General features: G+C 68.0%; 28 protein-coding genes and 1 tRNA gene. 20 read left to right on the plus strand and 9 right to left on the minus strand.

Going from position 1 to position 26092, the window contains the following annotated elements; all coding sequences use genetic code 11:
• Positions 1-7: 7 nt before the first annotated feature.
• The 5 genes from CXY82_RS14635 to CXY82_RS14655 all read left to right on the plus strand — a co-directional run bounded on the left by CXY82_RS14635 (position 8) and on the right by CXY82_RS14655 (position 5854).
• On the plus strand, positions 8-1588 hold the full coding sequence (locus tag CXY82_RS14635) for a S1C family serine protease (RefSeq protein WP_104171572.1): 1581 nt from the start codon (positions 8-10) through the stop codon (positions 1586-1588).
• A 134-nt stretch (positions 1589-1722) separates the two neighbouring features.
• Entirely contained in the window at positions 1723-2784 is a 1062-nt protein-coding gene (locus CXY82_RS14640; RefSeq protein ID WP_233199363.1) for a glycosyltransferase family 2 protein, read from the plus strand.
• A complete protein-coding gene (locus CXY82_RS14645; protein ID WP_104171573.1) occupies positions 2781-3593 on the plus strand; it encodes a CDP-alcohol phosphatidyltransferase family protein in 813 nt (270 codons plus the stop codon). Before CXY82_RS14640 ends, CXY82_RS14645 begins: the two co-directional genes overlap by 4 nt.
• The gene (locus CXY82_RS14650) at positions 3580-4479 is read left to right on the plus strand and encodes a glycosyltransferase family 2 protein (protein WP_199180985.1); all 900 of its coding nucleotides are present in this window, start codon (positions 3580-3582) and stop codon (positions 4477-4479) included. The genes CXY82_RS14645 and CXY82_RS14650 overlap by 14 nt, the downstream gene beginning before the upstream one ends.
• Before the next feature lie 73 nt (positions 4480-4552).
• Complete coding sequence (locus CXY82_RS14655) at positions 4553-5854, plus strand: hypothetical protein (RefSeq protein ID WP_104171574.1); 1302 nt, start codon at positions 4553-4555, stop codon at positions 5852-5854.
• Here the strand turns inward: CXY82_RS14655 and CXY82_RS14660 are convergent.
• Positions 5851-6738, minus strand: coding sequence for a hypothetical protein (locus CXY82_RS14660; RefSeq protein ID WP_233199364.1), 888 nt, complete (start codon positions 6736-6738; stop codon positions 5851-5853). The two genes, CXY82_RS14655 and CXY82_RS14660, sit on opposite strands and share 4 nt — an antisense overlap.
• A 90-nt stretch (positions 6739-6828) precedes the next feature.
• Between CXY82_RS14660 and CXY82_RS14665 the strand changes: the two genes are divergently transcribed.
• A complete protein-coding gene (locus tag CXY82_RS14665; protein ID WP_104100222.1) occupies positions 6829-7122 on the plus strand; it encodes a helix-turn-helix domain-containing protein in 294 nt (97 codons plus the stop codon).
• Here the strand turns inward: CXY82_RS14665 and CXY82_RS14670 are convergent.
• From CXY82_RS14670 to CXY82_RS14680, 3 genes are read right to left on the minus strand one after another with little or no spacing between them, the layout of a single operon-like run.
• Entirely contained in the window at positions 7119-7865 is a 747-nt protein-coding gene (locus CXY82_RS14670) for an ABC transporter ATP-binding protein (RefSeq protein ID WP_104171575.1), read from the minus strand. The genes CXY82_RS14665 and CXY82_RS14670 overlap by 4 nt on opposite strands.
• Positions 7865-8665 carry an ABC transporter permease gene (locus CXY82_RS14675; protein ID WP_233199365.1) on the minus strand — a complete coding sequence of 267 codons (801 nt, stop codon included), beginning with the start codon at positions 8663-8665 and terminating at the stop codon, positions 7865-7867. The genes CXY82_RS14670 and CXY82_RS14675 overlap by 1 nt, the downstream gene beginning before the upstream one ends.
• Positions 8666-8711: 46 nt before the next feature.
• Positions 8712-9404 carry an NTP transferase domain-containing protein gene (locus CXY82_RS14680; protein ID WP_104171577.1) on the minus strand — a complete coding sequence of 231 codons (693 nt, stop codon included), beginning with the start codon at positions 9402-9404 and terminating at the stop codon, positions 8712-8714.
• Positions 9405-10208: 804 nt separating this feature from the next.
• On the opposite strand from CXY82_RS14680, the gene CXY82_RS18150 reads away from it, so the two are divergent.
• The 3 genes from CXY82_RS18150 (at position 10209) to CXY82_RS14695 (ending at position 13409) form a co-directional block, all read left to right on the plus strand.
• Positions 10209-11399 (plus strand): ABC transporter ATP-binding protein, encoded by a 1191-nt coding sequence (locus CXY82_RS18150; RefSeq protein ID WP_233199366.1) that lies wholly within the window; start codon positions 10209-10211, stop codon positions 11397-11399.
• Positions 11375-12949, plus strand: a complete 1575-nt coding sequence (locus tag CXY82_RS14690; RefSeq protein WP_233193938.1) for a PAM68 family protein — start codon at positions 11375-11377, stop codon at positions 12947-12949. The genes CXY82_RS18150 and CXY82_RS14690 overlap by 25 nt, the downstream gene beginning before the upstream one ends.
• 169 nt (positions 12950-13118) lie before the next feature.
• Complete coding sequence (locus CXY82_RS14695) at positions 13119-13409, plus strand: DUF3039 domain-containing protein (RefSeq protein ID WP_104171578.1); 291 nt, start codon at positions 13119-13121, stop codon at positions 13407-13409.
• A gap of 15 nt (positions 13410-13424) precedes the next feature.
• Here the strand turns inward: CXY82_RS14695 and CXY82_RS14700 are convergent, their stop codons facing one another.
• Both CXY82_RS14700 and CXY82_RS14705 read right to left on the minus strand, forming a co-directional pair.
• Positions 13425-14747: a nicotinate phosphoribosyltransferase gene (locus CXY82_RS14700; RefSeq protein WP_104171579.1), complete on the minus strand. Its 1323-nt coding sequence runs from the start codon at positions 14745-14747 to the stop codon at positions 13425-13427.
• Between the two features lie 52 nt (positions 14748-14799).
• Positions 14800-16032, minus strand: coding sequence for a beta-ketoacyl synthase (locus tag CXY82_RS14705; protein ID WP_198411977.1), 1233 nt, complete (start codon positions 16030-16032; stop codon positions 14800-14802).
• Between the two features lie 244 nt (positions 16033-16276).
• Here CXY82_RS14705 and murI point away from each other — a divergent pair, with 244 nt between their 5' ends.
• From murI to CXY82_RS14725, 4 genes are all read left to right on the plus strand, one after another.
• A complete protein-coding gene (gene murI / locus CXY82_RS14710; RefSeq protein WP_104100215.1) occupies positions 16277-17140 on the plus strand; it encodes a glutamate racemase in 864 nt (287 codons plus the stop codon).
• On the plus strand, positions 17137-17871 hold the full coding sequence (rph, locus tag CXY82_RS14715) for a ribonuclease PH (protein ID WP_104171581.1): 735 nt from the start codon (positions 17137-17139) through the stop codon (positions 17869-17871). The genes murI and rph overlap by 4 nt, the downstream gene beginning before the upstream one ends.
• A 4-nt stretch (positions 17872-17875) precedes the next feature.
• Complete coding sequence (rdgB, locus tag CXY82_RS14720; protein WP_104100213.1) at positions 17876-18466, plus strand: RdgB/HAM1 family non-canonical purine NTP pyrophosphatase; 591 nt, start codon at positions 17876-17878, stop codon at positions 18464-18466.
• 92 nt (positions 18467-18558) lie between these two features.
• Entirely contained in the window at positions 18559-19470 is a 912-nt protein-coding gene (locus CXY82_RS14725) for a cation diffusion facilitator family transporter (RefSeq protein ID WP_104171582.1), read from the plus strand.
• 67 nt (positions 19471-19537) lie between these two features.
• On the opposite strand, the gene CXY82_RS14730 is transcribed toward CXY82_RS14725, so the two are convergent.
• The 3 genes from CXY82_RS14730 to CXY82_RS14740 all read right to left on the minus strand — a co-directional run bounded on the left by CXY82_RS14730 (position 19538) and on the right by CXY82_RS14740 (position 21193).
• Complete coding sequence (locus CXY82_RS14730; protein WP_370443712.1) at positions 19538-20317, minus strand: DedA family protein; 780 nt, start codon at positions 20315-20317, stop codon at positions 19538-19540.
• Between the two features lie 109 nt (positions 20318-20426).
• A complete protein-coding gene (locus CXY82_RS14735; RefSeq protein WP_104171583.1) occupies positions 20427-21110 on the minus strand; it encodes a DedA family protein in 684 nt (227 codons plus the stop codon).
• Position 21111: 1 nt separating this feature from the next.
• Positions 21112-21193 (minus strand) — tRNA-Leu (locus CXY82_RS14740).
• 186 nt (positions 21194-21379) lie between these two features.
• On the opposite strand from CXY82_RS14740, the gene CXY82_RS14745 reads away from it, so the two are divergent.
• The 7 genes from CXY82_RS14745 (at position 21380) to CXY82_RS14775 (ending at position 26088) form a co-directional block, all read left to right on the plus strand.
• Positions 21380-22612, plus strand: coding sequence for a CpaF family protein (locus tag CXY82_RS14745; RefSeq protein ID WP_104171584.1), 1233 nt, complete (start codon positions 21380-21382; stop codon positions 22610-22612).
• A complete protein-coding gene (locus tag CXY82_RS14750) occupies positions 22609-23466 on the plus strand; it encodes a type II secretion system F family protein (RefSeq protein WP_104171585.1) in 858 nt (285 codons plus the stop codon). The genes CXY82_RS14745 and CXY82_RS14750 overlap by 4 nt, the downstream gene beginning before the upstream one ends.
• Positions 23463-24401: a type II secretion system F family protein gene (locus CXY82_RS14755; protein WP_104171586.1), complete on the plus strand. Its 939-nt coding sequence runs from the start codon at positions 23463-23465 to the stop codon at positions 24399-24401. The genes CXY82_RS14750 and CXY82_RS14755 overlap by 4 nt, the downstream gene beginning before the upstream one ends.
• A 76-nt stretch (positions 24402-24477) precedes the next feature.
• Complete coding sequence (locus CXY82_RS14760; RefSeq protein WP_104100207.1) at positions 24478-24666, plus strand: hypothetical protein; 189 nt, start codon at positions 24478-24480, stop codon at positions 24664-24666.
• Between the two features lie 6 nt (positions 24667-24672).
• A complete protein-coding gene (locus tag CXY82_RS14765; protein ID WP_233193937.1) occupies positions 24673-25083 on the plus strand; it encodes a TadE family protein in 411 nt (136 codons plus the stop codon).
• 25 nt (positions 25084-25108) lie between these two features.
• On the plus strand, positions 25109-25552 hold the full coding sequence (locus CXY82_RS14770) for a hypothetical protein (protein ID WP_104171587.1): 444 nt from the start codon (positions 25109-25111) through the stop codon (positions 25550-25552).
• Positions 25549-26088, plus strand: a complete 540-nt coding sequence (locus CXY82_RS14775; protein WP_104171588.1) for a pilus assembly protein TadG-related protein — start codon at positions 25549-25551, stop codon at positions 26086-26088. Before CXY82_RS14770 ends, CXY82_RS14775 begins: the two co-directional genes overlap by 4 nt.
• The last annotated feature ends 4 nt before the right edge of the window (positions 26089-26092 follow it).

Here is a 26092-nt window from a genome sequence, read left to right on the forward strand (position 1 = left end):
GCACACCATGACCGACAATCCGCAGGCACCCGGCACCACTCCCGATCCCGACGACGCAGTCCCATTCGAAGTCAATGCGGCCGGCGAGGCTTCCGCCACGGCCCAGCCCTCTGCGGATCACTCCTCCGGCGGCACCCCCGGCGACGAGAAACCGACCGAGGTCATCCCCGACACAGTTTCCGCCTCTGAGCAGTCGCCGGCCCAGCCCACCGCGGCCCAGCCCACCTCCACCTCGGCCCAGCCCGCGCGCGCGTATGCCACGGATTCCTTCGGTCGCCCGGTCGCGGGAAGCACCACCTCGAATCCCTACGCGCCGAATACCCAGCCGCAGTCCTACGCCCATCAGAACGGGTACGCCGCCGACCAGCCCGGCGGCCCGCGCACGCAGCCCCGCCGCTCGGGTAATATCGCCCTGATCGCGGCCCTCGCCATCGGCGCTCTCGTCGGAGGGGCATCCGGCGCCGGCGTCACGGCCTTCGTGGTCACTAACCAGACCGTCGGAATCCCGACCAGCCAGGCCGACGGCCCCAGCACGGTCGTGGTCAACAACACCGACAGCGTCAACCAGATTACGGCGGTCGCCGCCAAGGCCACGCCCAGTGTCGTCACCATCGCCGCCTCCGACGGCAGCTCCGGCGGAACCGGTTCCGGCGTCATCCTGTCCGAAGACGGCTACATTCTCACGAACACGCACGTCGTCACCCTCGACGGCGCCGCCGCCGACGCCAGCATTCAGGTCACCGCCAGTGACGGCAAGCTCTACGCCGCCACCATTGTCGGCACCGACCCGGTTTCCGACCTCGCCGTGATCAAGCTGGACGGTGCGAGCGGCCTGGCGCCGATCAAATGGGCCGATTCCGGCAAGCTCAACGTCGGCGACAGCGCCATCGCGATCGGCGCACCGCTCGGCCTCTCCGGCAGCGTCACCGACGGCATCGTCAGCGCACTGAACCGCAGCATCTCCATCGCCTCCTCGGCTGCCCCGTCGACACCCGAGAACTCCGCACCCGACGAAGAGCAGAGCCCGTTCTTTTTCGACCTTCCCGACCAGAACGGCGGCCCGGCCCAGGCTCCCTCCACCGGCAGCATCTCCCTCTCGGTCATCCAGACGGATGCCGCGATCAACCCCGGCAACTCCGGCGGAGCCCTGCTCAACGCCAAGGGCGAGCTGATCGGCATCAACGTCGCCATCGCCAGCGCGGGCGGCGACTCGGCGGCCGCCGGCAGCATCGGCGTGGGCTTCTCCATCCCGTCGAACCTGGCCAAGCGTATCTCCGACGAACTGATCGCCACCGGCACGGCCAGCCACGGTCTGCTCGGCGCCAGTGTCACCAGCGCTGCCGGCAGCCCGGAGAGCGCCACCGTCGGCGCCCTGATCAGCGAGGTCTCGGCGGGCGGTGCAGCGGAGAAGGCCGGACTGCGAAAGGGCGACATCGTCACCAACCTCAACGATCTACCCATCACCGACGCGAACGACCTCACCGCCCAGGTGCGCGCTCTCGCGGCCGGCGAGACGGCCGACCTCACCTTTGTGCGCGATGGAAAGTCGGCCACGGTATCCGTCACGGTCGGCGCACTCTCCAGCTGACCACTCGCTCCTTCCAGAGAACAACAGCTGCGCCGCCGGTGATCCACCGGCGGCGCAGCTGTCGTTTGCGGCCCCGATGCTGGCAGGAAACACCCGGCTGGTAGGCTCTTACATCCCGCCAGAAGAATGGAACTATGACCAGCCAGGATCCCTCTTCCGGAGCCGCATCCCTGCTCGGGGTTTCCTATGTGATGCCGGTGCTGAATGACGTCACCCATGTGCGCGCCGCCGTGACCAGTCTGCTCCAACAGGATTACTCGGGGCCCTTCGAGGTCACCCTGGCCCTCGGCCCGAGCATCGACGGCACAACCGAACTGGTTGAGGAGATGGCCGCGGTTGATCCGCGCATCCGCATCGTGGCGAACGAGATCGGCTCCACTCCGGCAGGCCTCAACACGGCTATCCGTGCCTCGCAGTACGCGTTCGTCATTCGCGTCGACGCCCATTCGGTGCTGCCGCCGGACTACGCCCGCATCGCCGTGGAGACCCTTGAGCGCACCGGCGCCGACAATGTCGGCGGCGTCATGGACGCCCAGGGCGAGAGCCCGTTCCAGAAAGCCGTCGCGCGCGCTTACGGCACGAAGATCGGCCTCGGCGGCACTCCCCTGCACATCGGCGGCCCGGAGGGCCCCGCGGAAACCGTCTACCTGGGCTGTTTCCGGATGGACAGCATCGTGCGCGTCGGCCTCTTCGACGAGGGCATCAAGCGCGGCCAGGACTGGGAACTCAACCGCCGCCTGCGCGACCAGGGAGGCATCGTCTGGTTCACACCCCGGCTCCGGGTCGTCTATCGGCCCCGGCCGAGTCTGGCCCGGCTGGCCCGGCAGATGGTGTCCACCGGCCTCTGGCGAGGGGAACTCGCCCGCCGATATCCCGAGGACAACGGCATCCGTTACTTCGCCCCGCCCGTCATGGTCCTGGGTGTCACTGTCGGCACTCTGGCCGGGCTGGCCGGCCTGGTTCAGCTCCTCACCGGGGCGAACCCGTGGTTGCTGCTCGGTTTTCTGATTCCCGCCGCCTACCTGGGGCTCGTCGCCGTGGCCACGGCCCTGGTGACCCGGCCGGACGGGTTTCGTGCCGGGCTGTGGTTTCTCGTAGTCTTGCCCTGCATTCACTTCTGCTGGGGGATCGGCTTCCTGCTCGGGTTTCTAAAATTCACCACCAACATCACGGCCCATACCGGAAGGCACCAATGACGTCAGCGAATCCCGCGGCGACTCGACCCTCCTCAATCGCCGAGCTGCGCCAGGTGGCCCAGCCGCCGGAAGTTCGGCTGCGGGCGAACGCCGAGCACTGGACGGCGTCGCTCTACCTGCGCGACATCTCCCCGTATCTGACCTGGATGCTTCTGAAGACCTCCATCTCGGCGAACGGCGTCACCGGCCTGATGATCCTGGTCGGCTGGTCCACGGCGGCCGCGCTGCTCATTCCCGGCATCTGGGGCGCGATGCTCGCCCTCCTGCTTGGGCAGCTGCAGATGTTGGTCGACTGCTCCGACGGCGAGGTCGCCCGCTGGCGCCGGCAGTCCTCCCCGGCCGGCGTGTTTCTCGACAAGGTCGGGCACTACACGACAGAGGCCCTCATCCCGATCGCGTTCGGGATCCGGTGCGCCTTCTACCCGTTCGAGGCCCCCGCCGACTTCCTGTGGACCACGCTCGCACTGCTGCTCGCCCTCGTCATCGTGCTGAACAAGGCCCTCAACGACATGGTGCACGTGGCCCGCGCGAACGCCGGCCTGACCAAACTCGCCGATCGCAAGCACGAGCAGACCCCGACGTCGAGCCTCATCGCCCGCGCCCGCCGCCTGGCCCGGTTCCTCCCGTTCCACCGGCTGTACCACTCGGTCGAACTGACCATGCTGATCTTCGTCGCCGCGGTCGTCGGCAGCTTCCTCGGCGAGCCGGCGGTCGACCGGTTCGTGCTGGTCGTGCTCGTCCCGCTGGCCTTCCTCTCACTGGTGGGCCACTTCGTGGCCATCATGGCGTCCAAGCGTGTCCGGTCCTAACGCTTCACCGGTCGGGCCCGCCCTGCCGACAGCGGGGGTCGTGCTGCTCACCCAGGGCACCCGTCCCGACGACCTTGCCCGCGGCATCCGCAGTCTGCTGGCCCAGCAGGACGTTCTCCTGGACATCGTGTGCGTGGGCAATGGCTGGCAGCCGACCGGGCTGCCGGACCAGGTGAAGACGCTCGGCCTGCCCGAGAACCTGGGCATTCCGGCCGGCCGCAACCGCGGGGTCTCCCGCGTCGCGGGCGAGTTTCTCTTCTTCCTCGACGACGACGCCAGCATCCCGGACCCGCACTTTCTGCGAGACGCCATCGGCGTGCTGCGTGCGGATTCGACCATCGGCCTCCTGCAGCCCCGAGTGGTCGACCCGGCCGGGATCGTGTCGCCGAGACGCTGGATTCCGCGCATCCGCAAGGGCGAAGCCACCCACTCCAGCAACGTCTTCTCGGTCTGGGAGGGTGCCGTGCTGCTACCCCGGGCCGCCTTCGACGCCACCGGGGGCTGGGCCGAGCCGTTCTTCTACGCCCATGAGGGCATCGAGCTGGCCTGGCGTGTCTGGGACCTGGGCCTGCGCGCCTGGTACGCCGGCGAGCTGGAAGCGAATCATCCCGTGATCGCGCCCACCCGGCACGCCGACTACTACCGATTGAACGCCCGCAACCGGGTCTGGCTGGCCCGCCGCAACCTTCCGGTCCTGCTCGTGCCCGTCTACGCCGGGTCCTGGCTTCTGATCCAGGTACTGCGCTGGGCTCGAAATCCGGGCGCGCTGCGCGCCTGGCTCACCGGTTTCCGCGAGGGGTGGACCACCGACCCGGGGGAGCGGCGTCCCCTCAGGGCGCGCACGGTGTGGCGGATGACGCTGGCCGGACGGCCGCCCATCGTCTAACAATTCCGTCGTCACGTCCCCTTCGGGGGGCCAGAGGCGCTCGGTCGAGTGGCATCGTCGGTACTCTTGACGGGTGGGTATTCAACGAGACGTCAGGCTTGGGCTCAAGCTGGTCAGGGACGTCACGGCGTCCCGCAAGGCACAGCGGCTGCTGAACGGGCGGCTGTCCACGCGTGAGCCGCTGCCCCGGAATCACTTCAAGATCGCGGTCTACTTCGCCGACGGCGACGTCAATCTGTACCAGATGCGGCAGTGGTACAAGCCGCTCGCGAAGCTCGCCGAGACCTGGCCCGTCCTGGTGCTGAGCCGCAGCGGGGCAGGTGCCCTGCCGCTGATCGATGAGTCCCCGCTCCCGGTTGCCTACGTTCGCCGGGTCGTCGACCTCGAGCAGGTGCTGGCCCAGCAGGACATCCGGATCGTGTTCTACGTGAACCAGAACACCCGCAACTTCCAAATGATGCGCTACGGGGGCCGCTGGCACGTTTTCATCAACCACGGTGAGAGCGACAAAATGTACATGGTCACGAACCAGATCAAGGCCTACGACTACGCCTTCGTCGCCGGCGACGCCGCGATCGCCCGTCTCGACAAGGTGCTTTGGGACTACGACTTCGACAAGCGCGCCCTGAAGATCGGCCGCCCCCAGGCCGACTTCTACTCCGGCGCGACGCCGTTCGCCCCGGACGAGCGCCAGGTCATCCTCTACGCTCCGACCTGGGAAGGCGACCGGCCAGCCGCCGCCTACGGCTCGATCGCGTCCCACGGCGTTGCCCTGGTGACGTCACTGCTGGCCTCGGGCCGGCACCGCGTGATCTACCGCCCGCACCCCCGCAGCGGCGTGGTGAGCAGCGAGTACGGCGCGGCGAACAAGACCATCATCGCGGCCATCGCGACGGCGAATGCGCGCGATGCCTCGGCCCGGCACATCTACGACGCGAGCCCCGACCTGGGCTGGCAGTTGTCGGCAGCGGATGTCGCCATCGTCGACATCTCCGCGATGGTCTACGACCGTCTGGCCTCGGGCAAGGCCCTGATGGTGACCCGCCCGGTCGACCCGGCCGCTCAGATCGACTCAGGCGGCTATCTCTCCGACTGCGAGTGGCTGAACGTCGACGATGCGGGAAGTATCCTCGGCGTGCTCGACGATCTCACCCATGACAGCGAGGCCCATGACCGGCTCAAGATCTGGGTCGAGCGTTACTTCGGCGACACCGGTCCCGGAGTCGCCACGGAGCGTTTCCACGCCGCTGTGGCGCACCTGATGGACGAGTGGGAGCGCTTCGACACATCCCACCCGCAGGCCGTGAGCCCGGAAGTGGTCGAACCAGCCATCGACGCTCCGACGGACGAGGTCAGCGACATCGAGAAGCTCTAGTCTGCACGGGGCGGTGTCGGCGGTGTCGGGTCCGGTGCGCCGGGCATCCGTCGCCGGGGGGACAGCCGGCCGGACAGGCCGGTCAGGGACAGCCGGGTGATCCCGGGGATGCGGCGGGCCGGCGATTCCCGAACGACGATCCGCACCCGGGGGTCCAGTTCCTCGCGGAAACCGACCGGCGGCTGGCCGAACGCGAGCCGCGACGAGTGAACGACCCGCGAGCCCAGGATGTGGTTGCCCGCACCCCCGATGATGGCGCCCACACCGAACGGCAGGGCCTTGCCGATGAAGCTGGCGCCGCCCCTGGCGGCGAACTGCCGGATGAAGCTGCTCTTCAGCCGATCGGTCAGCGGTCCCATGATGGCCCGGGGAATGCTGGTCGTGATGAGTTCGCCCCAGTAAGCGGCGCGCGGGACGCCGGAGCCGGAGACCTGGCCGGCCAGCTGGCGCACGAGGTCTGAGCCTTCGCGGCCGAGCATCATCGTCATCACCAGAGCGCGTGCCCGCTCGGGGTCCTCGACCGTGATGCCATGCACCTCGCTCACCGACTGCGTGAACAGGGCGGTGGCCTCGAGGAACCCGGCCGTCTCCACGCCGGAGATGGCCAGGGTGACGGCGGTGCCGACCCCCGGGATGACCGCCGTCGCGCCGACCGCGGCACCCCCGGTGGTGACGGCGGCGAGGTAGCGCCGCTCCAGGACCCGGATGATCTCCACGGGCGACGCCTGTGGGGAACGGCGGCGCACGGAACGGATGTGCGCGAGCACGGCAGGACGGTGGATCGCCATCACGCGGTCGAAGCCCGTGACGATCCCGGTGGGGAGCTGGCCGCCTTTCGGCAGGCCACCCGTCTCGGAAATAATCGGCTTGGTTTTTCTGGCCATCAGAGTGCCCTCCGTCAGTGTCCCGATGAGTTTACGTGCCCCGGCTGGGTGCCACTGGCGGAAAACTCGGTGCGCGCCTATACAAGGAGAATGCCTGAGCCGAAGTCAGAAGCATCCCGAATCCTCGGTGTTCGCCTGCGTCGTCGGCGGCGCCAGCTGTCCCTCAATCAGGAGGCCGTCGCCCACCTGGCCGGCCTCAACGTGTCCAACTACGCGCGGATCGACCGGGGACTTGGCAACCCCACTTTCCACACCCTGATCCGGCTCGCCACAGTGCTCGGCATTGAGCCGGGCGATCTGATGACCGGGTTCAATTCCGCTCAACTGCCGCCCTCCCGGGACGGCCTGGAAGATCCGGATGCCGTGATGGCCTCGGCCCGTTAGGCCGGCTTGATCCCGTATTGCGAGTTGTAGAGCGCCAGCACCTCGGTGATGGGGGCATCCAGAACCAGCGCACCCTTGTCAAGGTAGAGGCCTCGGGTGCAGAAGCGCTTGAGGTCCCGCTCGTTGTGGGACACGAAGAACAGAGTTCGCCCACCGGCGAGCAGTTCCTCGATCCGCCGGTAGCACTTCTCCCGGAACGCCTTGTCGCCGACGGCGAGCACCTCGTCCACGAGCAGGATGGGCTCCTCGAGCCGGGAAATCACGGCGAACGCGATGCGCACCTTCATACCACTGGACAGGTGCTTGTAGGGCGTGTCGACGAAGTCGGCGATCTCCGCGAAGGCGATGATCTCGTCGAAGCGCACCGCGATCTGCTTCTTCGTCATCCCGTGCAGGCCCGCGGTCAGGTAGACGTTCTCGCGCACAGTGAGGTCGTCCACGAAGCCACCCGTGATCTCGATCAGCGGGGCCACACCCTCGGTCACACGCACCGAGCCCTCGTCGGGCAGCACGACGCCGGTGACCAGCTTCAACAGGGTCGACTTGCCCTGCCCGTTGCGACCGACCACGCCGATCGCCTCGCCGCGCTGCACCGTGAACGCAACGTTCCGCAGCGCCCAGAATTCGTTCGGGCGGATGCGCCGCCTCCGGGCGGCGAACAGGTCCTTGAACGAGCGCCGACCGCGTCGATTGCGGCGGAAACGGATGCCGACACCCGTGAGGGTGATCACCGGTGCCGACACTAGATCTCCTTCAGGACGGCGCGCTCGGTGCGCGTGAAGACAACCAGGCCGGCGAAAAGAAAGAGGACCGACATCAGCGCGCTGATCAGCACGAGAATCCAATCGAGCTGCTCGGGGAAGAACGCGGCCCGGTACAGGCTGAACAGGCCGCTGAGCGGATTGAAGCCGGCCCAGAACTGCAGTTCCGTGGGCAGGTCCGCGGTGCCATAGATGATCGGCGATGCGTAGAACAGGAAGCGGAGGATGAGCTTCACGGCCCGCTCAAGGTCGCGGAAGAAGACCACGAGGGGAGCGACGATCAGCCCGATCCCTGCGGTCAGGATCGTCTGAAGCAGGATCGCGAGGGGGAAGAGGGCCGCACCCGCGCTGAGTTCAGCCCCGGCGATGAGTGCGAACAGCAGAAGCACCGGGATGGACGCCACAAACTCGATGCCCTTGGACAGCACGAGCCGGTTCACCCAGATCGTGCGGGGTATTCGGGTGGACCGAATCAGCTTCGATTCGCGCAGGAACGCGCGGGTGCAGTCGGACACGGTGCCGTTGAACCACATCCACGGCAGCAGCGCCGACAGCAGGAAGACGATGTACGGTTCGTTGCCCACCGTGCGCTGGAAAACCTGGGTGAAGACGAACCAGTAGATACCGGCCATGACCAGAGGGTCGAGAATCGACCAGAAGTAACCGAGCAGCGACGTCGAGTAGCGCACCCGCAGATCCCGCTGTGTGAGCAACCAGAGGGAATGACGGTACCTGGCGAAAGACGTGCGCTGCTCAGGGCGCACTTCCGCATATCTACTCACGCGCTCTATCGTAGGGGCGCGGCGCGCGCCCCTGCGAAAGGCGCTGCTAGACGAAGAGGTTCGCCCGTTCGAGATCCTCGGCGAAGTCGACCTCGACCGCGTAGAAATCGGAGATGTCGAGAGGCTCGACCAACAGGTTGTTCTTCTCGATCGCGAGTTCGATGCCGCGCTCGAAGTAGTCCTGGTCGGCGACCTTCGTCAGGTGGTGGACCAGTACAGCCTTGTACGCGCTGGAAATATAGTTGATGCCCACTGCCTCGCCCAACCCGCCCTTGACAGTCTTGGAGAGTTCTTTGATGTAGCCCTCGGCGCTGGTCGTGTACTTGACCTCCTCGTCGGACACCTTGGAGGTGTTGACGGTGACGAAGGACTGGTCGCGAGCGACCATCGCGGCAGCGCGGTCGAGAATGGCCGGGTCGAAGACGACGTCGCCGTTCATCCAGAGCACACCGCCGGTGGTGGACGCCTGGAGAGCGCGCACAAGGCTCTTCGAGGTGTTGGTCTGGTCATACTCTTCGTTGTAAACGAAGGATGCCTGAGGGAAGGCCTCGATGATGTGCTCGAGCTTGTAACCGACCACGATGGTAACTTTCGCCTTCTTGCCGAAGGCGTGCGCGATGTTGTCGAACTGCTGCTGCATGATTGTTCGACCGTCGTTGAGCTCGGTGAGCGGCTTCGGAAGCGAACGACCGAGTCTGCTTCCCATACCTGCTGCCAAAATGACTACCTGGGTGGTCACGATTGTCTCCTCAAAAAAGAATTCGAGTGACCGAGACTCCCTCAGATTCAGATCGAGTTTGTCTAGGGTTCACTTGTAAGTTCACGTATAGACACACCGTCATGCCAACTCGAGAGTACCCTACGCCCTCGGTTGGGGGGAAGAGCGGACTCCTTTCCGTGTTGCTTTCGTGACCCGGGCGCCCGTGACTGGGCAGCGCCTGACTGTGTTTCCGGGTGACCCCCGAAGCCTGCGATGTCAGACGGTCCTTGGTAGGTTAGCGAGGTGACTCCAGCGCCCCCGACATCCGAGCCCGACGAGCAGAAGGTGCCCTCTTCTGCGCTAGATTCTGCTGAAACACAGGCCACGACGCCGGCTGTTGTGCGCACCGTCCCGGTGCGCAAGGCCCCTGTTCCCAAGGCGCCGCCGCGCACGAAGGCTACCCCCCGTGTGGCCGCCGGGCGACCGAGTACGGCCCGCGCAAAAGCGGCTGCAGAGGCGAGGGAGGGCACCCCCGGGGCGCCCCTTCCGAAGAAACCCGCGGCCAGGACCAGCCCAAAGCCCGCACCGAGACCGGCCCCGAAAAGGCCCGTCGCAGCGCCGGAGTCTGACTCTGAAGGCACGTCGCCGACGGCCGACGCCCCGACACTCGCCTCTCCTCCCATCACCGCGGCTCGCACGACGTCGGCTCGCACGACGTCAGTACGGGCCACGGCCGCGCGCACGGCAGCGGCGAAATCTGAGTCCGTCGCGAAAACCGGCGCGGCCCGGTCCAGTGCGGCCAAGGCCAGCGCAGCGCGGGCTGCGGCCATCCGGGCGGCGACCTTGGCTGCGGCTGCGGCCGCGGCCGCCGTCGCCGAACCTGACGCGAAGTCAGTCGAACCTGTCTCTGAGCCTCTCGCCACTGACTCTGAGAGTGTCGAACCTGACGCGGAGCCTGCCACGCAGGTTCTGCCGGAGTTCATCCCGTCGCCGGGCGAGGAGGCCGAGCCGGTCCTGGTCGCCGCGCTGTCCGTGCCCCAGCCATTCGGTGCCGACGCATCCGGTGCCGACGCATCCGGTGCCGACGCATCCGGTGCCGACGCATCCGTGTCGGCAGGCATCGAACTGGTGCCCGTACCGGTGCAGCTGCCTGGGTCCGCCGAAACGGAGCTGCTGCCTGCCGCCGCCCCCGCTGCCACGGAACCGCCCGTCGTGAAACGGGCCTCCCGCCAGCGCGCCCCGGTGATTGCGCCGACTGCGCTCGATCTCGCCCCGCCGGTTGTGCTCGCGGTCAGCGGTCTGCACAAGAGCTTCGGCCGGACCGTGGCGGTATCGGGCATCGACCTCGAGGTTAGCGCGGGGTCGTTCTTCGGGATCGTCGGACCCAACGGCGCCGGCAAGACCACGACGCTCTCCATGGTCACCGGGCTGCTCCGGCCGGATGCGGGCACCGTCACGGTGAACGGCATCGACGTCTGGGGGAGCCCGATGGCCGCCAAGCGCATCATCGGCGTTCTGCCTGATCGACTGCGCCTGTTCGACCGCCTGACCGGAGCCCAGCTGCTCTATTACTCCGGGGTGCTCCGGGGTCTCGACGACGTCACCGTGCGGCAGCGCGCGGCCGACCTGGCAACCGCCTTCGGCCTCGAAGACGCGCTTAATCGCCTCGTCGCCGACTACTCGGCCGGCATGACGAAAAAGATCGCACTCGCCTGCGCGATGATCCATTCGCCGCGACTGCTCGTGCTCGATGAGCCGTTCGAGTCCGTCGACCCGGTCTCCGCCGTCAACGTCACGGAGATCCTGCAGAAATACGTCGCCAGCGGTGGAACGGTCGTGCTGTCGAGCCACGGAATGGATCTGATCCAGCGCGTCTGCGATCGTGTCGCCATCATCGTGGAGGGCGCGGTGCTGGCCTCCGGCACAATCGACGAGGTTCGCGGCGAGAAAACGCTCGAGGAGCGGTTCATCGAGCTGGCCGGTGGACGCAAGGTGGCGGAAGGCATGGAGTGGTTGCACAGTTTCTCGGACTGAAAGTCCGCCTGCTCGCCAATCTTTTCCGGCGCAGCCCCTGGCAGGTCGTCGGCATCGTGATCGGCCTGCTATACGGCCTCGCCCTGGCCGTCGGCCTCTTCGTAGTGCTCGTCGGGCTGCGCTTCACGGGAGATCCCGTCGCCATTCGCGACGGCCTGGTCGTCGCTGGATCACTCGTCGTGCTCGGCTTCCTGCTGTTCCCGCTGGTCTTCGGGATCGACGACACCATGGACCCGCGCAAATTCGCGACCATGGGCATCCCTAGCCGGAGGCTTTCGCTCGGTCTGGCGCTGTCCTCTCTGGTCGGGGTGCCCGCGTTCGTGCTCTCGGTCGTGCTGCTCGGCACGGTCGTGACCTGGTCCCGCGGCCTCTTAGTGACGGTGCTCGCCCTCGCCTCCGCCACCCTGCTGCTGGCCACCTGCATGCTCGTGTCCCGGGTGAGCACGTCGCTGGGGGCGTTCCTGCTGGCAACGCGTCGATCCCGGGAATTCACCGGAATCATCGGGGTGCTTCTTCTGGTGATGATCGCCCCCGTCGTGCTTCTGGCGCTCAACTTCGATTGGGGTCGCTACGGCCTCGACCTGATCGGCGGGCTGGCGGGCATCCTCGGCTGGACGCCCCTCGGTGCGGCCTGGGCCGTTCCCGGGGACGCCTCCACCGGGCTCTGGGGTGCGGCCGTGCTCAAGCTCTCGATGGCCGCGGCAACGACGTACCTGCTGTGGCTGGCCTGGCAGGGACTGGTGGCACGGATGCTTGTCACGCCCGGCCGCGAGGCTCAGGCTCGCCAGTACGGCGGGCTCGGGTGGTTCGACAGCATGCCGCACACTCCGATGGGTGCGATTGCGGCCCGCAGCCTCACCTACTGGCGCCGCGACTCCCGGTACTGGATGTCGGTGATCGTCATCCCGGTCATTCCTCTGATCGTCATCTTGCCGCTGTCGTTCGCGGGGTTGCCGATCTCCTACCTCGCTCTTCTGGCGGTGCCGTTGATGAGTGTGTTCCTGGGCTGGACCCTGCACAACGACGTCGCCCTGGACCACACCGCGGTCTGGCTGCACGTGGCCTCCGGCACCCGCGGATTCGAGGACCGGATGGGCCGGTTGGTTCCCGCACTCTTCGTGGGGATCCCGATGATCGCGGCTGGGTCCGCGATCAGCGTGTCGGTCTACGGCGACTGGGCGGTGATGCCGTCCATCCTGGGGGTGAGCACCAGCATCCTGCTGACCGGGCTCGGGCTCTCGAGTTATTCATCGGCGCGCTTCCCCTATCCGGCGACCAAGCCGGGAGACAGCCCTTTCGCTCAGCCTCAGGCGTCGGACACGGCGGCCGCGCTGATCCAGTCGTTCACCTTTGCGGGGTCGATCCTGCTTTCGCTCCCGGCTCTCGCCTGCGCGCTGCTCGGCGTCTTCGTTGACCCGGTCTGGAACATCCCGGCGCTCGTGCTGGGCGTCGCCAGCGGGCTGATCACGCTCGTGGGCGGGGTCTTTCTGGGTTCGCTCGCGTTCGAACGGCGCGGGCCGGAGATGATCGCCTCCGCCGTGCGGGCCTAGGCGTCCTGACGTTCGCGTGGCGCGCGTGCTGCGCCGCTGCGCCGGTGGCACGCCACGCGCGGAGGGGCGCAGCTCCCGCGCGACTCGCTCGCGGTATCCTCCGGGCTCCGGCTCGCGGGCAGGATCAGCAGGCCTGCCGGTGCGCCCGCGGGTTGTTTAGACTGAGTGCATGACTGATCACTTTCGCGCGAGCATCGCAGAACCCGGAAACCCCGGCACCGGCGGCGGCACCTCGACGCTCGACCGTGAGCTCGAGCAACTCCTCAACCAGGAGCACATCGAGCCGGGCGACCACGAGCGTTTCTCGCATTACGTGCCCAAAGACAAGATTCTCGAATCGGCCATTTCCGGCAAGCCGGTGCGCGCCCTCTGCGGCAAGAAGTGGCTGCCCGGACGCGACCCGGAGAAGTTCCCGGTCTGCCCGGCCTGCAAGGCCATCTACGAGAAGATGAAGGCCTGATTTGCCGGTTGAGCGCTACCGGTACAGGGTCGGGATGACGGGGTCGCCGCGCCCGAGGCGGAAGGCCTCGATCGGCAATTCCTGCATGACGGCTGCGTGGTGCGCGCGGGCGCGGGTCGTGCCGGCCGCCCCGAGGTAGCTTTCGTCGATCACGCCGTCGGTGATCAGAGGCACCAGCAGCACGCGGTCCCGGCCCGAAGGCTCTGCGGGCGGAGTGGAGCCGGCCGGATCCTCGCCGATCAGGACGACCTCGGCGCGCGCGATCCCGGCGGAGTCGAGCCGGCGCACGGCCCGCTTTCGGCCGCCGACCGAGCTCTTCGCGGGCGAGGTCTTGGCGACGGGCACCCAGTCTCCGGCGTCGTCGCGGTGCGCGACGAGTTTGTAGACCATCCCGGCGGCGGGGGAGCCCGAACCGGTCACCACCGATGTGCCCACGCCGAAGGCGTCCACGGGCGACGCGGACAGGGCGGCGATGGAGAACTCGTCGAGGTCGCTGGTGACGGTGATGTGCGTGTTGACGGCACCGAGCGAGTCCAGTTGGCTGCGGGCCTCCGCCACCCTGGTCGGCAGGTCGCCGGAGTCGATCCGGATCGACCCGAGCGCCGGTCCGGCCACCCTGACGGCCAGTTCGATGCCCGCGGCGACGTCGAAGGTGTCCACGAGCAGGGTGGTGGCCGGTCCGAAGGCCGCGACCTGGGCACGGAAGGCGTCTTCCTCGCTGTCGTGCAGGAGAGTGAAGGAGTGGGCGGCGGTGCCCATGGTGGGCACGCCCCAGCTGCGGCCGGCCTCCAGGTTGCTGGTCGAGGCGAAACCGGCGATGTAGGCGGCCCGGGCGGCGGCGACCCCGGAGTACTCGCCAGTGCGGCGCGAACCCATTTCGGCGAGGGGGCGGCCCAGGCTGACCGAGACCATCCGTGCGGCCGCGCTGGCGACGGAGCTGTCGTAGTTGAGCACGCTGAGAATCAGGGTTTCGAGGATGACGCATTCGGCGAAGGTGCCGTCCACCGTGATCAGGGGCGAGCCCGGGAAGTATGCCTCGCCTTCCTGGTAGCCCCAGATGGTGCCGCGGAAGGCGTAGTCGGCGAGCCAGTCGATGGTGGGCTCGCGCACCACACGGTTGTCTCTCAGCCAGGTGAGTTCGGCATCCGTGAACCGGAAGGCCCGGATGAGATCGAGCAGCCGCCCGGTGCCGGCCACGATGCCGTAGCGGCGGCCGGAGGGGAGGCGCCGGGCGAAGGCCTCGAACTGGCACTCTCGTCCGGCGGTTCCACTTTGGATCGCGGCGTCCACCATGGTGAGTTCGTACCGGTCGGTGCGGAATGCTGAGGTTTCGGTCACCCGGAAAGCTTATCCGCCCGGCCCGGTACGTGTTCTTGTCGGAGCAGAAGGCCTACAGCGCCCCGAAGGCGACGATGCAGTTCTGCCCGCCGAAGCCGAACGCATTCGCCAGGGCGAACTTCACCGGCTTCTCCCGGGCGACCCGCGGCACGTAGTCGAGCGTGCAATCCGGGTCCGGGGTCGTGTAGTTGATGGTGGGCGGGATGATGCCGGTTCGGACCGACAGGGCGCAGAGCAGGCCGGAGAGGGCACCCGCGGCGCCGATCATGTGGCCGGTCATCGACTTGGGGGCGGTGACGGCGATGGAGTCGGCAGCGTGCCCGAGTGCCTGGCGTATCGCAGAGGTCTCGGCCCGGTCGTTGGCTTGGGTGGACGTGCCGTGGGCGCAGATCATGTCGATGTCGCTCGGGTTCAACTTCGACTTGATGAGGGCGCGGGTCATGGCCAGGCTCGCGAACTTGCCGGTGGGTTCGGGCGCGACGATGCTGTGGCCGTCGCTGGTGAGGGCGCCGCCCAGCACCTCCGCGTAGATCTGGGCGCCGCGGGCTCGGGCGTGGGAGAGCAGCTCCATCACGAAGATGACCGCTCCCTCACCGAAGACGAGTCCGTTGCGGTCGGCGTCGAACGGCCGGGAGGCCTCGGCCGGGGAATCGTTGTTCTTGGAGGCCGCGTGCATGGCGTTCAGGCCCGCGAACATGACGGGCGTGATCGCAGCCTCGACCCCGCCGGCGATGACGACGTCGGCGTCACCCATCACGAGCATGGTGCGTGCCTCGAGGAGTGCGTAGGCCCCGCTGGCGCAGGCCAGGGCACTCGCGTTGACCGGTCCGTGGACGCCGAGGTCGATCGCGATCTCGCAGGCGGCCATGTTCAACAGGGCGGAGGGCACGAAGCGCGGCGGGATGCGCCGGGAGTCGCCGGAGTTGACGAGCTCGGTGGCTTCCTGGATCTCCGCGAAGCCGCTCACGGCGCTGTTGACGACGACCGCCGTGTCGATGCCTTCCATGGAGGCGCCGAAACCGGCGTCAGCCACCGCCTCGCGGGCTGCGGCGATCGCGAGCTGCGAGGCCCGGGATGCGCGCTTGACCTGCTTCACGGTCATCCGCTCGGCCGGAATGAAGTTCTTCACCTCGCCGGCGATCTGCGTCGGCAGACCGGCGGGATCGAATTGGGTGATCCGGGCTACGCCGCTGCGGCCGCCGGTGAGACCCGACCACGTGTCGCGCCAATTGTTGCCCAGGGGCGTCAAGGCGCCCAGCCCGGTGATTACGACTCGATCATTCACGGTGATCATCTCCTCAAACAACGAATGTGACGTCATTCTGTTGCGGCGTCCGTCGGTTGGCGGGAGCCATATTCCGAGTGTAGTTACGGCCATATTCCCCGAATGGAACGTGCTGACGCTACCGGGGCGAGACTGGGAACATGCCGTCAATCTCCCTGTCCAAGGGGGTGATCGCCGGCCGCGCCGGACCGGGTGCCGCGCGTACACGGGTGGGGGTCAGGGATTCCGACTAGGCTCAACTGTCGTGACGGATGCACCGATTGGAATCTTCGATTCCGGAGTGGGCGGCCTGACTGTCGCCCGGGCAATCAAGGATCAACTGCCCAATGAATCGATCCTCTATATCGGAGACACTGCGCATTCTCCGTATGGCCCGAAGAGGATCGCGGATGTGCGCGGTTTCGCCCTTGACGTTCTCGACGACCTGATTGCCCAAGATGTGAAAATGCTGGTCATCGCCTGCAACACCGCTTCGGCCGCGATGCTCCGGGATGCCCGTGAGCGCTACAGCGTTCCCGTGGTCGAGGTCATCCAACCGGCCGTGCGCCGTGCCGTGCGCACCACCCGCAACAACCGGGTCGGCGTGATCGGAACACTGGGCACAGTTAAATCGCGCGCCTACGACGACGCGTTCGCCGCGGCCACCGACATCCAGCTCCTGACGCAGGCCTGCCCACGGTTCGTCGAATTCGTCGAGGCGGGAATCACCACGGGCGACGAACTACTGTCGGTCGCCGAAGGCTATCTCGCCCCGCTGCGGGCCGCGGAAGTCGACACGCTCGTTCTCGGATGCACGCACTACCCCTTCCTGCGCGGTGCCATCTCCTACGTGATGGGGGACACCGTGACCCTCGTCTCCAGCGACACTGAGACGGCCAACGACGTGTACCGGCTGCTGGTGAGCCAGGGCCTGGAACGCACCGAGCAGGCGCCACCCAGCTACCGGTACGAGGCCACCGGCGACAGCGCCGACGATTTTCTGCACCTGGCTCACCGGCTGATCGGGCCGGAAATCGGTCGTGTCGACCTGGTCGAGACCGGGTCCTTCAGTTTGAGCGAGCTTGCCGAGTTCGCCGCATCGCATCCCAACCCCAAGGAGACCCCGTGACCGACACCGTGCGCGTAGACGGACGAACGAACGACCAGCTGCGCCCCGTCACGATCGAGCGCGGTTGGAGCGACCAGGCCGAAGGGTCGGCCCTGATCTCGTTCGGGCGCACCAAGGTGCTCTGCACGGCCTCGTTCACCAACGGCGTACCTCGCTGGATGGCCGGCAAGGGCAAGGGCTGGGTCACGGCCGAGTACTCCATGCTGCCGCGCTCCACCGACTCTCGGATGGACCGCGAATCGGTCAAGGGCCGCATCGGCGGGCGCACCCACGAGATCAGCCGCCTGGTCGGACGCAGCCTGCGCGCCGTGGTCGACATGAAAGCGCTCGGCGAGAACACCATTGTGTTGGACTGCGACGTGCTCCAGGCCGATGGCGGTACCCGCACCGCGGCCATCACGGGAGCCTACGTGGCCCTGGCCGACGCCCTCGAGTGGGGCAGGGAGAAGAAGTTCCTCAGCCAGAAGGCCCAGCCTCTGATCGACAGCGTCGCGGCCATCTCCGTGGGCATCGTCGGCGGTGAGTCCATGCTCGACCTTGCTTACACCGAAGACTCCCGTGCCGAGACCGACATGAACGTGGTCGTAACCGGCCGCGGCCTCTTCGTGGAGGTGCAGGGCACGGCCGAGGCCGCGCCGTTCGACCGCACCGAACTCAATTCTCTGCTCGACCTGGCGCTGGCCGGGACGATCTCCCTGACCGAGTTCCAGACGACGGCGCTGGGGCGCTAGGGCCATGCAGGTCGTTCTCGCCACCCACAATCAGCACAAGGTCGAGGAGCTGCGGCGCATCCTCGCCCCTCGGCTCCCCGACCTCGACGTGCTGGCCTACGACGGCCCCGAGCCGGTCGAAGACGGCGTCACCTTCGCCGAGAACGCTCTGATCAAGGCGCGCGCCGCCGCCGCGCACACCGGTCTGCCGGCCATCGCCGACGACTCCGGCATCTGCGTGAACGTCCTCGGCGGTTCGCCCGGCATCTTCTCGGCCCGCTGGGCCGGGCCCGCCCGGGACTCCGACCAGAACCTGCAGCTGCTGCTCTGGCAGTTGGGCGATGTGGCCGCCGAGCACCGCGGCGGACACTTCACCTGCGTCGCCGCGCTGGCCATGCCCGACGGCACGGAGTGGCACGTGACCGGGGAATGGCTCGGGCAGATCCTGACCGAGCCGAGCGGCGCCGGCGGCTTCGGCTACGACCCGATCTTCCTGCCCGACGGCTATGCGATCTCCGCCGCCGAGCTGACCCCGAACGTGAAGAACGAGCACAGCCACCGGGCGAGGGCCTTCGGCAAGCTGATTCCGGTGCTCGAGACGCTGCTGGAAGCCTGACCGGCGCATCCGTCTCGACTGCTGAGAACGGCACTCATTCCCAACTGACGGCTGAACTGGCGGCCGGGTGCCCGCGGCCCTAGCGTGGAGGCATGGGCCATGATCACGCGCACACCTCGCAGACGAACCGTGCGCGTCTGTCGGTGGCGATCGGGATTGTCGCCGCGGTGCTCGTGGTGGAGGTCGTCGGCGCCTGGCTGACCGGTTCCCTGGCCCTGCTGGCGGATGCCGGCCACATGTTCTCCGACCTCGCGGGTCTGATCATCGCTCTGACGGCCACCATGGTGGCCGCGCGGCCGGCTACCGACCGGCAGACGTTCGGTTACCAACGGGCCGAGGTGTTCGGCGCCCTGCTGAACGGGCTCATCCTGGTGGGGGTTGCCATCGCCGTCGTGATCGGCGCCGTCGGCCGACTGGTCGACGCCGGCGGCAGCGAGGTGCGGGCGACTCCCATGCTGGTCGTGGCCGTGATCGGCCTCCTGGCCAACGTTGCGGCCCTGCTCCTGCTGCGCCCGGCGGCCGGGTCGTCGATCAATATGCGCGGCGCTTACCTCGAGGTGCTCGGGGACACCCTGGGCTCGGTGGCGGTCATCGCCGCGGCCGGGGTCATCCTAGTGACGGGCTTTGTACAGGCCGATGCGATCGCGTCGCTGGTCATCGCCGGCATGATCGCGCCCCGAGCCCTCGTGCTGCTGCGCGACGTGGTGCGGGTGCTGAGCGAATCGGTGCCGGCTGCAACGGATGTCGCAGAGATCCGGCGGCACCTGCTGGAAACGAACGGCGTGGTGGCGGTGCACGATGTGCACGTGTGGATGATCACCTCCGGAGCCCACGTCTTCAGCGCCCACGTCGTGGTCGAACCTGTGGTGCTCGGCTCGGGTGGCTCCGGCGCACTTCTCGATGAGCTTTCCGCGTGTCTGGCCGACCATTTCGATGTGGACCACTCGACGTTCCAGCTCGAGCCGGCCGAGCACGCGGCGCACGAGGAGAACCCGCACCGGTAGCGTGACCCGCCGGGAGCAGCCCGGACTGTGTTGAGCCCGGACTGTGTTGAGCCCGACTGCGTTGAACTCAGAGGTCGTGCTTGTGCTCGTCGTGCTTGTGCTCGTCGTGCGTGTGCTTGTGGATGTCCTCGAAGGCGTCGGCGTCGAGGACGAGGCTTCCGGTTTGGATGGTCCGTCCGGTGCGCGCGTCCCGGCGGGCTCTGGACGCGGACTGTAGGTAGTGGAAGACGGTGGGGATGAGCGTGATGAAGACCGCGGCCAGCAGGATGATGTCGATGTAGTTCTGAACGAAATCTGCGACTGGCGGGATGTAGCCCAGGAAGAAGCCGAAGTAGGTGAGGCCGGTGCCCCAGAGGAGGGCGCCGATCAGGTTGTACAGCGAGTACTTGCGGTAGTCCATGTGGCCGACGCCGGCCGCGACCGGGGCGAAGGTGCGCACGATCGGCACGAAGCGGGCCACGATGACGGCCACGCCGCCGAAGCGAACGAAGAACGCGTTCGTGCGCTCGACGTTCTTGATGCTGAACAAACCGGATTCTTTGCGCTCGAAGACCCTGGGCCCGAACTTGTGCCCGATCAGATAGCCGACTTCTCCGCCGAAAAAGGCCGAGAATCCGATGGCCAGGGCCACCCACCAGATGTCGATCTGGATGACCCCGGCAAAGGTCAGCAGGCCGGTGATGACCAGCAGGGTGTCGCCGGGAAGCAAAAACCCCACCAGCAGGCCGGTCTCGGCGAAGACGATCGCGCAGACGCCCAGGAGGGCCCAGGGCCCGAACCCGTTGATCAGGACTTCCGGGTCGAGCCAGGGGATGACTGCCGTGGGAAGCAGGGCTGTATGAATCACTAAGAAACTCCTGTGGGCGTCGGTCAGATCGGCCGGGCGGCGGGATCACTGTGTGCTCTGATACAGGCTAACGCGGTTTTCCGACAGTGCGCCGTGGGCTCGCAGTGGGTCACGGGGCCTGGACCACTGTCGGGTCGTCGAGGAGCGCGCTGCGGGCATCCAGCCGGTTCTGGGCGCGATCCATCAGCAGGGTGCGCATGCCGAAGACGATTGAGGCGGTGATGAAGACCCCGGCGATGACATAGGCGGTGCTCTTCACGCCGGGGATGGCGGCCGCGTAGTAGCCGGTCAGGGTAAGACCCACGCCCCAGGCCAGGGCTCCGACCAGATTGCTGGTCAGGAACGTGTAGTAGTTCATGCGGCCGACGCCGGCGATCACGGGCACGAAGACGCGGCCCAAAGGCATGAACCGGGCGATGACCACCGTCCACCAGCCGTACTTGCGGTAGAAGGTCTCCGTCTTGGCGATGGCTGTGCGGGTGTGGCGGCCGCCGTGGCGGTCCAGGTAGGAGCGGCCGAAGTGGCGCCCGAGCAGGAAACCGACCTGGTCACCCAGGAACGCGGCGATGCCGGTTCCGACGGCCAGAACGGCGATGCTCAGGCTCGGCGTGGATGCAGCCACCAGGCCGGAGCCGAAAAGCAGGGAGTCGCCGGTGATGAACGGGATGAAGACCCCGAGGAACACCGCCGTTCCGGCGAAGACAAGGGCCCAAACGAGCAGGTAGAACAGCACGACGCTGGTACTCTCCAGCAGTTCGTTCAATTGGCCGTCCAGGGCCGAGATGTGACTCATGTGCGGGAGAGGGGACTTGAACCCCCACGCTCGAAAGCACAGGAACCTAAATCCTGCGTGTCTGCCAATTTCACCACTCCCGCGAAGTGCGCTTCCAGTGTACTTCGCGGGAGAGCCCCGCCCGTGAGCGTGGGCCACCTCTGTGGACCGGGCACCGGGGCAACCGCACTGCCGCATCGCCGCACGGGTCGGCCAGATCGGCACGTCTCCGGGCGCGTGGCTGTGGATAAGTCGGGCGTGGTCGGCGAGTGATGGGCGATCATGCAGGAATGAGCGAAGCCGTGCGCATCATCACCGAGCAGGTTCGCACTCGGGTGCGTCGCGACGGCGTCGACCTGGCGTCGAACTCCGGGCTCGCCGAGCAGTACGTGCGCGACGAGGTGCAGCGCTACGCCGAGCGGGCGCTCGGCAACTCCCTGCCGCTGATCGCCGACGAGCGCCAGGCGGCGCGCGAGGTCGTGGCCTCACTGACCGGGTTCGGGGCGCTGCAACCGTTCCTCGACGATCCCGGCATCGAGGAAATCTGGATCAACGCGCCCAGCCGGGTGTTCGTGGCCCGCGACGGGGTGCCCGAGCTGACCACCATGGTGCTCACCGCGCGGGAGGTGCGCGACCTGGTCGAGCGGATGCTGCAGGCCTCCGGCCGCCGCGTCGACCTCTCCTCCCCGTTCGTCGATGCCTCTCTGCCCGACGGGTCGCGGTTACACGTGGTCATCCCGGATATCACGCGCCAGCACTGGGCGGTCAATATTCGCAAGTTCACCCGGCGCATCCGCGACCTGAACCAGCTGGTCGGGCTCGGGTCGCTCACGCAGCAATCGTCCGAGTTTCTGCGCATGTGCGTGCTGGCCGGGCAGAACATCCTCGTCTCCGGTGCCACCCAGACCGGCAAGACCACCATGCTCAACGCCCTGCTCTCGGCCACGCGCAAGAACGAGCGCATCGTGACGGTGGAGGAGACTTTCGAACTCGACCTGGCCGCGCGCGACGTCGTGGCGATGCAGTGCCGCCAGCCGAGCCTCGAGGGAACCGGGGAGATCACCCTGCGCCGCCTGATCAAGGAGTCGCTGCGGATGCGCCCCGACCGGCTGATCGTCGGCGAGGTGCGCGAAGCCGAGAGTCTCGACCTGCTCATCGCCCTGAACAGCGGGCTGCCGGGCATGTGTTCGATCCATGCCAACAGTGCCCGGGATGCGCTCGGCAAACTGTCCACGCTGCCGCTTCTGGCGGGCCGCAACATCGACTCCTCGTTCGTGCTGCCGACCGTGGCCGGCTGCATCGACATCGTCGTGCACTGCGAGATCGACCGGCACGGACGGCGCCGGGTGACGGAGATCCTTGCGCCGAGCGGCCAACTGTCAGGGGCGATGATCGAGGCCAGCCCGATCTTCCTGGCCCAGCGGGGCACCCTCGAGCCGACCGGGGGGTATCCGACGAAGCTGGCCAAGTTCCACGCGGCCGGACTCGACCCGGCCATCGTGCTGCGGGCCGGGGCCGTATGACGCTCGCACTCGGGGCTCTGCTCGGCACCGGGCTGCTCCTGGTCGCCGCGCCGTTCCTCTGGCCGCGCACCAGGGGCAAGGCCCGGTCCCGCACGCCGGGACGGCTGCGGGCGAACCTCGCCCAGGCCGGACTCGGCAGCCTGCCGCTGCCGGCCTTCGTCGCCCTCTCGGTGGTGCTGGGGCTGGCGGTGTCGGCGCTGAGCCAGGCCCTCCTGGGCATCGCTGCCCTGTCGATCGTCACCGCGCTCGCCGGGCTGTCGCTGCCGACGCTGATGGTCGTCTGGCGGGTGCGCGCCCGGCGGCGGGCGAACCGCGCCGTCTGGCCCGACGTCGTTGACCACCTGGTGTCAGCGGTGCGGTCGGGCCTGGCACTGCCGGACAGCGTCGGCAGCCTGGCAGGGGCCGGCCCGCTGTCGACGCGGCCCGCCTTCGCCGAGTTCGCCCGGGAATACAAGGCGACCGGCAACTTCGGTTCCGCCGTCGACGGGCTCAAGGTCTCCCTGGGCGACCCGGTGGCCGACCGCATCCTGGAGACGCTGCGCATGGCCCGGGAGGTAGGCGGCAGCGACCTCACGGTCGTGCTGCGCAGCCTCGCGGCCTGGCTCCGGCAGGATGCCGCCATCCGCTCGGAGGTCGAGGCGCGCCAGTCCTGGATCGTCAACGCGGCGCGGTTGGGCGTGGCCGCGCCCTGGATCGTGCTGCTGCTCCTGGCCTCCCGGCCGGAGGCGGCGGTTGCCTACAACACCTCCGCCGGTGTCGTCGTGATCGTCGGCGGCCTCGGCGTCTCCGTGGTTGCCTACCGCCTGATGGTGGCGCTGGGACGGCTGCCCGAGGAACGCCGGTGGTTCAAATGAGCGCCGCGCAGGCCTGGGCGCTGTTCTGCGGCACCGCGTTGGGCGTGGGGCTCTGGTCGCTCGCCAGCTTGGTGCCTCGGCTGAGTCGGCCGCGTCTCGCGCAAAGGCTGGCGCCGTACATCCTCGACGTGTCGGCGGAGGCGCGGCTATTCGTGGGGCGCACGACGGTGCATCCGTTGCCGGTGCTCGGCACCCTGTTCGCGCCCGTGTTCGGTGCCCTCAAACGAGCGTTCGGCGCCGTTCTCGGTGGCACGGAGACGATCGCCCGACGGCTCCGGCAGTCGGGGTCGGTCCGCGGCACCGACGAGTTCCGATCGGAGCAGGTGGTGTGGGCGCTCGCTGGACTCTTCGTCGGGGCAGGTGCGGTGGTTGCCCTGCCGGCGTTTCGGTCGATGCCGGTGCTGGTGCAGGTCGTTCTGCCGGTGGTCGCCGCGGCGGGCGGCGCGCTGACCCGCGATTGGATGCTCGGCCGCGCCGCCACCGCCCGCCTCGCGCGCATGCAGAGCGAGTTTCCGACCGTCCTCGAGTTCATGACGCTGTCTCTGTCGGCGGGGGAGGGCATCCTGGATGCGCTCGCCCGGGTCTCGCGCACGAGCACGGGCGAATTGTCGCGGGAGCTGGCGGGGGTGGTGGCGGATGTGCGCACCGGGGTGCCGCTCGCCACCGCCCTGCACGCGTTGTCACGCCGGATCGCGCTGCCTGCGGTGACCCGGCTGGTCGATCAGGTCACGGGTGCGCTCGACCGGGGAACCCCGCTCGCGGAGGTGCTGCGCGCCCAGGCGCAGGATGCCCGCGACGAGGCCAAACGCGAACTGATCGAGGTGGCCGGCAAGAAAGAGGTGGCCATGCTCGTGCCGCTCGTTTTCCTGATTCTGCCCATGACGATCCTGTTCGCGATCTTCCCCGGCCTGTTCATCCTGCAGAGCGGATTCTGAACCACTGAACCACTGAACCACTGAACCACTGCCGCACGAGAGAACCACTGTCCCCACGAGAGAAAGTGAGTCAATCATGAAGACACTGCAGCGACGTGTGCGCGACCGGTGGAGCGATGCCGGGGGCGATGAACGAGGCGACGTTCCGGGATGGGTGCTCATCACTCTGATGACGGCCGGGCTGGTCATGATCATCTGGGGTCTGGCCGGTCCGGCGTTGAGCGGCGTGTTCCAACAGGCGATCGACCGGGTCAGCGGAATGTGACCGGCCGTGACGCGCACGCGGGGGAACCGAACCCGATCGATCGGTGGTGAGGAGGGGTCGGCGGCCGCCGAATTCGTGATGGTCGGCGCACTGCTGACCGCGCTGACGCTCGGCGTCATGCAGCTGGGGCTGACCTTGCTCGTGCGCAACACCGTGCTTGACGCCGCCGCCGAGGGAGCCCGGTACGCCGCGCTCGCCGACAGCGGGCTGGGTGAGGGTGCGGCACGCACCCGCGAGCTGATCACGACGTCGATCGGGCCCGCGTATGCGACCGATGTGGAGGCCAGCTATGGGGACTATGGCGGGTTCCCGAGCGTGCAGGTGCGCGTCGTGGCGCCGCTGCCGCTGCTGGCCCTGTTCGGCGTCGATCGCGGGCTGGAGGTGGTCGGACATGCGACGGTCGAGACCCTGCGGTAGTGGGGGCCGAGTCAGCCGTTGGCGTGTGTGGTCGGCGAACGGAGAGCAGGGTTCGGCCTCGCTGGAGTTCATCACGGCCGGCCTGATCCTGCTGGCGCCGCTCGTCTACCTGGTGCTGGCGATGGCGGCGCTGCAGGGCGGCGCCCTCGCCGTGGAGGGAGCAGCCCGCCAGGCCGCACGCGTCTACGTCCAGGCGCCCGATGAGGCCGCGGCGAACGCCCGCGCCGAGCGGGCCGTGCAGTTCGGGCTCACGGACTACGGCATCGACCCTGCGGGTGCCGAGGTAAACGTGGCCTGCGAGGCCGGTGTGAACGGATGCCTGACCCGGCAGAGCACGGTCACGGTCACCGTGCGCATCCGGGTGGCCTTGCCGCTGCTGCCGGACCTCCTCTCACTGCGCGACTCGGCCAGTGTTCCCCTGGAGGCCCAGGCCACGCAGACGGTGTCCCGCTTCTGGCGGGCCGGATGAGCGGCGGCGGAGGCTCAGCGGTCGCCTGCGCGGCCGCGCTCGCGGGCACGCCATCGGGATCGCGGGCGGCGCGGTGGCGGCGCCGGCTGCCGATCCGGCCCGGAGGCGAGAAAGGATCGACGCTCATCCTCACGATCTTCTACGGCTTCCTCGCCCTGCTGCTGATCCTCGTCGTCGTGGCCGCGACCTCTCTGTACCTGGAGCGCAAACGCCTGCTGACCCTCGCGGACGGCGCTGCGCTCGCCGGGGCCGAAGCGTTCGACCTGGGCGCGATGGCCGTCACGGTCGACGGCTCGGGCGCGGAGCTGCGACCCTCCCTGTCGTCTGCTGGAGTGCGGACGGCCGTGGAAGAGTTTCTCGCAGCCACCCCGGATGGCCGGATGGAGGGACTGAGGGTGAGCGGTGCGGCATCCGTCGACGGGCAAAGCGCCACGGTTTCACTGAGTGCCTATTGGCGTCCGCCGGTGCTGGCCGTGCTGCTGCCGGCCGGGGTGCCGCTGGAGGTCACGGCGGTGGCGCGCTCGGTGTTCCGCTAGCGTT

Source organism: Cryobacterium sp. M23, assembly GCF_002929655.1.
GTDB lineage: Bacteria > Actinomycetota > Actinomycetes > Actinomycetales > Microbacteriaceae > Cryobacterium > Cryobacterium sandaracinum.